6 protein-coding genes are annotated in these 9,147 nt (G+C 68.4%); 4 read left to right on the forward strand and 2 right to left on the reverse strand.

Going from position 1 to position 9,147, the window contains the following annotated elements:
• The first annotated feature begins 94 nt into the window (after positions 1-94).
• Positions 95-1,213 (forward strand): peptidoglycan bridge formation glycyltransferase FemA/FemB family protein, encoded by a 1,119-nt coding sequence (locus ABZ371_RS24165; protein ID WP_358683172.1) that lies wholly within the window; start codon positions 95-97, stop codon positions 1,211-1,213.
• Positions 1,214-1,288: 75 nt separating this feature from the next.
• Entirely contained in the window at positions 1,289-2,320 is a 1,032-nt protein-coding gene (locus ABZ371_RS24170; protein ID WP_358683174.1) for an alanine racemase, read from the forward strand.
• 16 nt (positions 2,321-2,336) lie between these two features.
• On the opposite strand, the gene ABZ371_RS24175 is transcribed toward ABZ371_RS24170, so the two are convergent.
• Together ABZ371_RS24175 and ABZ371_RS24180 are read right to left on the reverse strand one after the other, a co-directional pair.
• Positions 2,337-3,842 (reverse strand): glycosyltransferase 87 family protein, encoded by a 1,506-nt coding sequence (locus tag ABZ371_RS24175; RefSeq protein WP_358683176.1) that lies wholly within the window; start codon positions 3,840-3,842, stop codon positions 2,337-2,339.
• A 145-nt stretch (positions 3,843-3,987) separates the two neighbouring features.
• Complete coding sequence (locus tag ABZ371_RS24180; protein ID WP_358683178.1) at positions 3,988-6,717, reverse strand: transglycosylase domain-containing protein; 2,730 nt, start codon at positions 6,715-6,717, stop codon at positions 3,988-3,990.
• A 386-nt stretch (positions 6,718-7,103) separates the two neighbouring features.
• On the opposite strand from ABZ371_RS24180, the gene ABZ371_RS24185 reads away from it, so the two are divergent.
• A complete protein-coding gene (locus ABZ371_RS24185; protein WP_358683180.1) occupies positions 7,104-7,805 on the forward strand; it encodes a PadR family transcriptional regulator in 702 nt (233 codons plus the stop codon).
• Positions 7,806-7,866: 61 nt separating this feature from the next.
• Complete coding sequence (locus tag ABZ371_RS24190) at positions 7,867-8,949, forward strand: inositol-3-phosphate synthase (RefSeq protein ID WP_358683182.1); 1,083 nt, start codon at positions 7,867-7,869, stop codon at positions 8,947-8,949.
• Positions 8,950-9,147 lie beyond the last annotated feature (198 nt).

A 9,147-nucleotide genomic window follows, 5' to 3' on the forward strand; every position in this document is an offset into this window, starting at 1 on the left:
GGGCCGGGCCAGGCGCCCCTCGGTCACAGTAGGCTTCGGCGCGAGAGCCGGAGCCCCTGACCGATGGGGACACACCTGCCGAGGAGCGCCCCGCATGAGCCTGACCCTGAGGACCATCAGCCGAGAGCAGCATCTGGCGTACATCCAGAGTCTGCCGTCGGCAAGTCACTGCCAGGTCCCGGCGTGGGCGGACGTGAAGACCGAATGGCGCTCGGAGAGCCTGGGATGGTTCGACAGGAGCGGTGAGATGGTCGGTGCCGGCCTGGTGCTCTACCGCCAGCTGCCGAAGATCAAGCGCTATCTCGCGTACCTCCCCGAGGGCCCGGTCATCAACTGGTACGCCCCCAACCTCGACGACTGGCTCCGGCCGATGCTCACCCACCTGAAGCAGCAGGGCGCCTTCTCCGTGAAGATGGGTCCGCCCGTCGTCATCCGCCGGTGGGACTCGGCCGCGATCAAGTCGGGCATCCAGGATCCCGACGTGAAGCGCCTGCGGGACGTGGAGGCCACGCACATCGAGCCGCGCGCCTTCGAGGTCGCGGACCGGCTGCGGAAGATGGGCTGGCAGCAGGGCGAGGACGGTGGCGCCGGCTTCGGGGACGTGCAGCCCCGCTACGTCTTCCAGGTCCCGCTCGCCAACCGTTCCCTGGAGGACGTCCTCAAGGGCTTCAACCAGCTCTGGCGCCGCAACATCAAGAAGGCCGACAAGGCCGGCGTCGAGGTGGTCCAGGGCGGCTACGAGGACCTCGCCGAGTGGCAGCGGCTCTACGAGATCACCGCGGTGCGCGACCACTTCCGCCCGCGCCCGCTCTCCTACTTCCAGCGCATGTGGACGGTCCTGAACAACGAGGACCCCAACCGCATGCGTCTGTACTTCGCCCGGCACAACGGCGTGAACCTCTCCGCCGCCACGATGCTCGTCGTCGGCGGGCACGTCTGGTACTCCTACGGCGCGTCCGACAACATCGGACGTGAGGTGCGGCCCTCCAACGCGATGCAGTGGCGGATGCTGCGTGACTCCTACGCCATGGGTGCCACCGTCTACGACCTGCGCGGCATCAGCGACTCCCTGGACGAGACGGATCACCTCTTCGGCCTGATCCAGTTCAAGGTCGGCACCGGCGGCGAGGCCGTCGAATACGTCGGCGAGTGGGACTTCCCCCTCAACAAGCTGCTGCACAAGGCGCTCGACATGTACATGTCTCGCCGCTGAGCACGGCCCCATTCCGCGTTCCAGTTCCTCACCCCTCGATCCACTCGCAGCCACCAGAAAGGTTCCGGGCCGGCCATGGCGCTCTCCCTCTACGTCGACACCGCGCGCTGGCGGGCGCACCAGAAGTCCGTGCTCGACCAGTTCCCCGGTCTCGTGCCCGTCTGCAAGGGCAACGGATACGGCTTCGGCCACGAGCGGCTCGCCGACGAGGCGATCCGCTTCGGTTCCGACACGCTGGCCGTCGGGACCACGTACGAGGCCGCCCGCATCAAGGACTGGTTCAGCGGCGACCTGCTGGTCCTCACGCCATTCCGCAGGGGTGAGGAGCCGGTGCCGCTGCCCGACCGCGTCATCCGCTCCGTGTCGTCCGTGGACGGCGTGCACGCCCTGGTGGGTGCCCGCGTGGTGATCGAGTGCATGAGCTCGATGAAGCGCCACGGCGTGAAGGAGGAGGAGCTGGGGCTGCTGCACGCCGCGATCGAGGACGTGCGTCTGGAGGGCTTCGCGCTGCACCTGCCCCTGGACCGCACCGACGGTTCGGACGCGGTGGAGGAGGTCATCTCCTGGATGGACCGCCTGCGCGCCGCCCGGCTGCCGCTCCACACCATGTTCGTCAGCCACCTGCGGGCCGAGGAGCTGGCCCGGCTGCAGCAGCAGTTCCCGCAGACCCGCTTCCGTGCCCGCATCGGCACCCGTCTCTGGCTCGGCGACCACGAGGCGACCGAGTACCGCGGGGCGGTGCTGGACGTGACGCCCGTCGTCAAGGGCGACCGGTTCGGTTACCGCCAGCAGAAGGCCGCCTCGGACGGCTGGCTGGTGGTCGTCGCCGGCGGGACGTCGCACGGGGTCGGGCTGGAGGCCCCCAAGGCCCTGCACGGTGTGATGCCGCGGGCCAAGGGCGTCGCACGCGCGGGGCTGGCCACCGTCAACCGCAATCTGTCGCCGTTCGTCTGGTCGGGCAAGCAGCGCTGGTTCGCCGAGCCGCCGCACATGCAGGTCTCGATCCTGTTCGTGCCCTCGGACGCCCAGGAGCCGAAGGTGGGCGACGAACTGGTGGCCCACCTGCGCCACACGACCACCCAGTTCGACCGCCTCGTGGACCGGTAGACCCTCCGGGGGCCGCTCAGCCGGAGACCCGGCCGCCCGCCGTGCCCCGTTCCGCGCGCGGTCCTTCGGCAGCCGGTGCGGGGTGCGGGGCGGCGGGACGCACCAGCCGGGCGAGCGACACCCTGTCCGGCGACCCGTCGAGCACACCGCCCGACGGGTCGTCCGACCCGTCGTACCGCACGGGGTCACGCCCGGGCGTCACGATGTCCCTGACGACCATCGCGCACAGGTACAGCGTGCCCAGGAGATGCAGGGCGATCACCACCTGGTAGCCCTCCTGGGGCAGCCCCTGGTGCTTGTCACCGCTCGTCGTGTACGCGAGGTAGAGCCAGATGCCCAGGAAGTACATCACCTCGCAGGCCTGCCAGACGAGGAAGTCCCGCCAGCGCGGCCTGGCCAGCGCCGCCAGGGGGATCAGCCAGAGCACGTACTGCGGTGAGTAGACCTTGTTCGTGAGGACGAAGGCGGCCACCACCAGGAACGCGAGCTGCGCGAAGCGCGGGCGGTGCCGGGCTCCCATCGCCAGGCCGGCGATTCCCGCGCACAGCACGATCATCAGCAGCACGGAGGCCGTGTTGACGGTGTCGACGTCGATGGGGCGCCCGGTGCGCTGGGTGATGATCAGCCAGAACGATCCGTAGTCGATCTGCCGTTCTTGGCTGAAGGTGTAGAACTTCTTCCAGCCCTCCGGTGCGTACAGCATCACCGGGAGGTTCACCACCAGCCAGGATGCCGCCGCACCGAGCAGCGCGGACCGGCACTCCCGCCACTTGCCCGCTCGCCAGCACAGCAGGAGCAGCGGCCCGAGCAGCAGGACGGGGTAGAGCTTCGCGGCCGTCGCCAGGCCGATGAGGACACCGAAGGCGAGCGTCCTGCCCCGGGACCACATCAGCATGGCCGCGGCCGTCAGCGCGACGGCGAACAGGTCCCAGTTGATCGTCGCGGTGAGGGCGAGCGCCGGCGCGAGGGCGACCAGCAGGCCGTCCCAGGGGCGTCGGCGGTGCGTGCGGGCGACACACACGGCCGTGATCACCGCGCAGATCATCAGCATCCCCGCGTTGACCATCCAGTACATCTGCTCGCGCTGCTGCATGGGGTCGGAGCCGGAGGCCGGTGTCAGCCAGGAGGCGACCTGCATGAACAGGCCGGTGAGGACGGGGTACTCCAGGTACGCCATGTCACCGCTGAGCCGGTCGGCGTAGGGGAGCAGACCGTCGGCGAAGCCGCGTCCGACGAAGAGGTGCGGGATGTCCGAGTAGCACGCGTGCGTGTACTGCGAACTGGTGCCTCGGAACCACGCCCAGTCATAGCAGGGGATCTTCTGCACCATGCCGAGTGCGAACATCCCGATGGCCACGAGCACGACGACCCGCACCGGGGTGAGCGGCCCCGCGCCGAGACGCGCCCAACGGCCCACAGGGCCACCGAGCAGCTCGCTGCCGGCCGCGGCGATCTCGTCCTGCCGCGTCGGCCGTACGACGGGGCGCTCCTGGTCCACGCTCGTGTCTTCTGCGCTTGGCATGCCGCACATCCTGCCGTACCGCGCCGTGTGCGACGCGTGGGCCACGTACACGGGACGCGGGAGGGCCGCCGGCACCTGGTGGGTGCGGGCGGCCCTCGTCACACGTGTCCGGCAGGCGCCCGGCGGGGCTGCCGATGGCGCGGAGCTACCCGCCGCCTCCGAGGAACCCGCCGTTGGTGCCGTTGGTGTTGCCGTTGGTGTTGCCGTTGCTGTTGCCGTTCGTGGTGCCGGTCGAGCCGTCGGCGCCCTCGGTGGTCCCGGTGGTCGTCCCGCCGTCCTCCGTGCCGCCGTCCGCGGTACCCCCGCCGGGGTTCCCGGTGGTGGTCCCGCCGTTGTCGTTCCCGTTGCTGGTGCCGCCGTCGGGATGCTCGCACTCCCAGTCCCACGCGTTGCACGTGCGGGTCGGTGTGGGGGACGGGGTCGTCGCGCTCGGCGACGGCGTGGCCGGCGGCTCGCTGGACTCCGAGGGCGAGGGCGTCGGGCTGGGCGTGGGGCTGGGGCTCGGCGAAGCGCCACCGCCGTACAGTTCCTCGCCGAAGGGCTCCGGCTTCGGGAAGCCGACGACCTTCATGCCCTTCGTCGCCGCGGCCATGTAGTCGTGCCAGATCTGCGCGGGGAACGAGGCTCCGTGGATCTTCTCCTCGCCACCCGTACCGAACATCTTCAGGAACTCGCGGTTCTTCTTCGTCTCGTCGTCGTCCAGCCGGAACATGCTGACGGCGGTCGAGATCTGCGGGGTGTAGCCCACGAACCAGGCCGACTTGTTGCCGTCCGTGGTACCCGTCTTGCCGGCCACGTCGCGGCCGGGAAGCCGGGCGGGTGTGCCGGTTCCGTGTTCGACGACGTTCTGCAGGACGTCGGTGACGTTGTCGGCGATGACCCGTTGGAACGCCGTCCTGGTCACCGTCTTGTGCTGGTAGATGACCTCGCCCTTGTGCTTCACCTCGGTGACCGAGAACGGGTCGTTCTGCTTGCCGCTGGTCGCGAAGGTGGCGTAGGCCCCTGCCATCCGGATGGCGCTCGGCGAGGACGTACCGATGGAGAACGAGGGGACGTGCGAGTCCGCCATGTACTGGTCGTCGTTCAGCCCCGCGGCGACGGCGACGTCCTTCACCTTGTCCGTGCCGACGTCCATGCCCAGCTGCACGTAGGGGGAGTTCGCCGACTCCTGCATGGCCGTACGCAGGGTGATCGGTCCGTAGGAGTGGTGTCCGTCATTCGTCTGGAGCCACTGCCCGCCGTCCTCGTTGTGCCAGACCTCGCCGTTCCACTTCTTGATCTGCAGCTTGTCGTCGCCGTTGTAGACGCTCTTGGGCGAGACGGGGGTCCGCTCCGCCTCACCCTGCACCTCGCCCAGCTTCGGGTCGCGTTTCCCGTACTCCATGGCCGCCGCCAGCACGAAGGGCTTGAACGTCGAGCCGACCTGTGCGCCCGTGACGTCGGCGTTGTTGGTGTAGTGCTTCGTCGCGTCCTGGCCGCCGTAGGTGGCCAGGATCGCCCCGGTCCTGGTGTCGACCGAAGCCCCGCCGAACTCGACGTGCGTGTCCTTGGTCGGACGCTTCTCCGGGTCGATCTTGGCCTTGTACACCTTCGTGACCGCGGCTTCGAGTTCCCTGACCTTGTTCCTGTCGAAGGTGGTGTGGATCTCGTAACCGCCCTGTGCCAGCTGCCGCTCGGTGATGTCGTGTTCGTTGTGCGCGAGGAAGTACTTGGTGGCCAGGTCCACGAGGTACCCCGTCTGGCCGCCGAGCTTGGCTTCCTTCTTCGGCTCATGGGGCATGGGGAAGGTCTTGTACTTCGCGCGCTCGGCCGCTGCCAGGCGGCCGTCCTTGACCTCCTCGTCGAGGATCCACTGCCAGCGCTTCTTCGCCCGCTCGGTGTTCTTCTCCCTCGTGGCCTGCACCCGGTCCACGTCGGGTGCGCCCGCGGGGTCGTAGTAGCTCGCGCCCTTGAGGAGACTCGCCAGGAAGGCGCACTCGCTCGCGTCCAGCTCCGTGGCGTCCTTGCCGTAGTACGCCCGCGCCGCGGCCTGGAGCCCGGAGGCGCCGCGGCCGTAGTAGGAGACGTTGAGGTAGCCCTCCATGACCTTCTCCTTGCTCACGGTCCGTCCGACCTTGAGCGTGATGAAGAGCTCCTTGAACTTGCGGCTCAGCGTCTGGTCCTGCGTGAGCATCGAGTTCTTCACGTACTGCTGGGTGATCGTCGAGCCGCCCTGCGTCTCACCTCCCCTGGCCATGTTGTAGAAGGCACGGGCGATACCCATCGGGTCGATCCCGTAGTCGTCCTTGAACGACTTGTTCTCGGCCGAGATGACGGCGTTCCGCATGTCCTTGGGGATCTGCGCGTAGTCGATCCACTGCCGGTTGACGGAACCACCGGTGGCGACCATCTGCGTGTTGTCGGACCAGTAGTAGACGTTGTTCTGCGCCTTGGCGATGTCCTTCACCTCAGGCGTCGTGACGAGCGCGTACGCCACGCCGGCCACACCCATGAGGAGGCCCAGGAAGCCCAGGCACAGCCCGGAGACCAGCTTCCACGAGGGCACCCAGCGGCGCACGCCGTACTTTCCGGCCCGGGGGTAGTCGATGTAGCGCTTCTTGCCGGGCCCGCCGTCGGCCCGGCCCCGGCCGCGCCCCTCCGGCCCTCCGGGGTCCCCGCCACCGCGCCGCCGGCCGCCTCCGCCCCGCTGCGCGGCGCGACGGGCCTCGGCACGGCTGCCGTACGACGGTTCCTCGCCGTACACGTCCGAGGGTGCTGCTGGCGTTGCTCTGCGTGACGGGCCGTTACGGCGTCCGGCAGACTGCTGGGCGGCTCGTCTGGCCGCGGCACGTCCGCCACCTTGCGGTTGCGGCGCTTTGCGACGGTGCTCGCTCATCGAACGACTACTCCTCGGGCAGGCGAGAGCGCCTGGAAGCGGCAGTTGAGATCCGGTCCCCCCGAATTACGGACAAGCCCTGCGGAAGGCTCATCCGCAGTACATCCGGCAGTCCGCGATAACTGACGCACGAAGGCGTCTCACGGTTCCCGGTGGTCTGCATCCCGCACAGACTACGCAGGGTCAAAAACCTCCTGGGGCCGAACTTCACCCCAAAGCACGCAAGTCACTCCCCAGTAATCGGCGATGTGACGCCGCTCACTCCGGTCGCCCTTGTCGAACATGACGTCCCGATCTATCGTGCTGATGTATCGAGTCGATACATCAGCGCGGCATAAGGTGGCCTCCGGGCCCTGCGGCAGCACCCGGCGAACGAGGAGGCGAAGGTGAGCAGACGCTCCGGCATCCTCGAATTCGCCGTGCTGGGCCTGCTCCGTGAGTCCCCGATGCACGGGTACGAGCTGCGTAAACGCCTCAACACGTCGCTGGGCATCTTCCGCGCCTTCAGTTACGGCACCCTCTACCCGTGCCTCAAGACGCTGGTCGCCAGCGGCTGGTTGATCGAGGAGACGGCGAGCGATCCGGCACTTCCGCCCACCGCCGGACGCGGGACCCCACCCGCGTCCTCGCTGGCAGGACGTCGCGCCAAGATCGTCTACCGGCTGACGGCGGAAGGTAAGGAGCACTTCGAGGAACTGCTCTCCCACGCCGGCCCGGACGCCTGGGAGGACGAGCACTTCGCCGCTCGCTTCGCCTTCTTCGGGCAGACGGAGCGCGAGGTGCGGATGCGCGTGCTCGAAGGCCGCCGCAGCAGGCTGGAGGAGCGCCTCGAGAAGATGAGCGCCTCCCTGGCCCGCACCCGGGAACGACTCGATGACTACACGCTTGAGCTGCAGCGACACGGCATGGAGTCCGTGGAGCGCGAAGTGCGCTGGCTGAACGAGCTCATCGAGAGCGAGCGGTCGGGACGGGATCAGCGACGATCCTCCCCCGAGGGCTCCACTCAGCACGACACATCAGGAGAGACGGGCGGCCTGCCCCGGCACCGGGACCACACCCGGCCGGATCCGTCCGACGACACCAAGTGAAACCCCCGCGGAGCCGTGAGGCGCCGACGGGGAACACCGAGAACAACAGGGAGCAATCGGCATGGGTTCGGTTCGCGTAGCCATCGTCGGCGTGGGCAACTGCGCCGCCTCACTGGTGCAGGGCGTCGAGTACTACAAGGACGCCGATCCGGCCGGCAAGGTGCCCGGTCTGATGCACGTCCAGTTCGGCGACTACCACGTGAGCGACGTCGAGTTCGTCGCCGCCTTCGACGTCGACGCGAAGAAGGTCGGCCTCGACCTCGCGGACGCCATCGGCGCCAGCGAGAACAACACCATCAAGATCGCCGACGTGCCGAACACCGGTGTGACCGTGCAGCGCGGCCACACCCACGACGGCCTGGGCAAGTACTACCGCGAGACGATCGAGGAGTCCGCGGAGGCCCCGGTCGATATCGTCCAGGTCCTCAAGGACAAGCAGGTCGACGTCCTCGTCTGCTACCTGCCCGTCGGCTCCGAGGTCGCTGCCAAGTTCTACGCGCAGTGCGCCATCGACGCCAAGGTCGCCTTCGTCAACGCCCTCCCGGTGTTCATCGCCGGCACCAAGGAGTGGGCGGACAAGTTCACCGAGGCCGGTGTCCCGATCGTCGGCGACGACATCAAGTCCCAGGTGGGCGCCACCATCACGCACCGCGTGATGGCGAAGCTCTTCGAGGACCGCGGTGTCGTCCTCGACCGCACGATGCAGCTGAACGTCGGCGGCAACATGGACTTCAAGAACATGCTCGAGCGTGAGCGCCTGGAGTCCAAGAAGATCTCGAAGACGCAGGCCGTCACCTCGCAGATCCGCGACCGTGACCTCGGCGCGGACAACGTGCACATCGGCCCGTCGGACTACGTGGCCTGGCTGGACGACCGCAAGTGGGCCTACGTGCGCCTCGAGGGCCGCGCCTTCGGCGACGTTCCGCTGAACCTGGAGTACAAGCTCGAGGTGTGGGACTCCCCGAACTCCGCCGGTGTCATCATCGACGCCGTGCGCGCGGCGAAGATCGCCAAGGACCGGGGCATCGGTGGCCCGATCCTCTCGGCCTCCTCGTACTTCATGAAGTCCCCGCCGGTCCAGTACTTCGACGACGAGGCCCGCGAGAACGTCGAGAAGTTCATCAACGGCGACACCGAGCGCTGACCCGGCTGATCGCGGCAGGATCCGAGCACCGGTGACGAGCGGAAACGCTCCTCACCTTCCGCGGCTCCTCGCGACTCCTGGTGCACGAGGGCCCCTGGGTAATCCTTGGGTTCCAGTGGTCGTCGCAACACCCCAGCTGAAGGGGTGCGGTGGAGTTCGAGATCCGGAAGGACCGGAAGCCGCAGGGACGGAAGAAGC

Origin of the sequence: Streptomyces sp. NPDC005899, assembly GCF_040629645.1 — a bacterium.
In the GTDB taxonomy this organism is placed as follows: domain Bacteria; phylum Actinomycetota; class Actinomycetes; order Streptomycetales; family Streptomycetaceae; genus Streptomyces.